A 1,526-nucleotide genomic window follows, 5' to 3' on the forward strand; every position below is an offset into this window, starting at 1 on the left:
ACGGTTTTGGCTGGTTATAAGATTATTACTACTATTTTTAAATATTTGTAAGCCCCACCCTAATCCCTCCCCAATGGAGAGGGACTTGAAAATATGGAATTATTCATTCTTATTATTTATGCCATTCCGTTGGTTTTTATTTTTTCTTACAGCTTGGTGCAGTTGAGTCTAATCATTAATTATTTAGGTAGTCCACGGTCAGCAGTCGACAGTCAACAGTCAGGAGTAGGTGAAAAAGCCCCATTCGTAACGATTCAACTTCCAATCTATAATGAACTTTATGTAGTTGAGCGATTGATTGATGCCGTAGCCAAATTTGACTACCCAAAAGAACGTTTCGAAATTCAGGTTTTAGATGATTCGACCGATGAAACGGTAGAAATTATAGCTAATAAGATTCAACAAATTAAAGCATCAGGTATTGATATTCAGCATATTAGACGCACAGATAGAAAAGGATTTAAAGCTGGGGCTTTGGCTTACGGCATGAAAATCTGTAAAGGTGAATTTATTGCCATTTTTGATGCTGATTTTGTTCCGCCAATTGATTTTCTACAAAAAACAATTCCTCATTTTACCGCTCCGAACGTTGGCGTAGTACAAACTCGCTGGCAGCACCTCAATGGAAACTATTCTTTACTGACACAATTGCAAGCCTTTGGTTTGGATGCTCATTTTACGATTGAGCAAGGCGGACGAAATGCCGAAAATCACTTCATAAATTTTAATGGTACAGCGGGAGTTTGGCGAAAAAGCACCATTGAAGATGCTGGTGGATGGGAAGCCGACACACTCACCGAAGACTTAGATTTAAGTTATCGGGCCCAAATGCGAGATTGGAAATTTGTTTATTTAGAGAATGTTGGTTGCCCTGCCGAGTTGCCCGTGACCATGTCTGCGGTCAAATCTCAGCAATATCGCTGGACGAAAGGTGCGGCAGAATGTGTCGTAAAAAATCTTCGTAAGTTATTATCTGATAGCCATTTAAGTATTTCCACGAAGTTGCACGGCTTTTATCATTTGATGAATAGTGCGGTTTTTGTGGCGGTGTTTTTCTTGTCGATTTTGAGTTTGCCTGTGATGCTTATTACTTCAAGTTCGGATAGATTCGATGTATTTTTTCGGTACACCGCTTTATTTCAAGTCAGTTGGGTGATTTTGGGGTGCTTTTATTGGATTTCGTTCCGAAAAACTGGGCTTGGTTTTTTTGAATTTGTGAAACGCTTTGTATTGTTTTTATTATTTATGATGGGGCTTTCGTTTCATAATTCGATTGCCGTAGTTGAGGGCTGGGTAGGTAGAAAAACGCCTTTTGTACGGACGCCCAAGTTTAATGTAAATACCAAATCAGATTCGTGGCAGGGGAATAAATATTTAGTAAAAAGCATCAACAAAAGCACTTGGATTGAGCTTCTGCTGATGCTGTATTTTATTATTGTTTTAGTGATTGAAATTCAACTAAAAAACTTTGGCTTGGTACCTTTCCATTTGATGCTAATTGTTGGCTACGGAAGCGTACTTTTCTA

At 38.6% G+C, this 1,526-nt stretch carries 1 protein-coding gene; it reads left to right on the forward strand.

Annotation, left to right across the window (positions count from 1 at the left end; all coding sequences use genetic code 11):
* Positions 1-93: 93 nt before the first annotated feature.
* On the forward strand, positions 94-1,526 hold a 1,433-nt coding region (locus ACOVO2_RS22725), incomplete at its 3' end, for a cellulose synthase family protein (protein ID WP_421772169.1).

The organism is Emticicia sp., from assembly GCF_049241225.1.
Taxonomy (GTDB): Bacteria; Bacteroidota; Bacteroidia; order Cytophagales; family Spirosomataceae; genus Emticicia.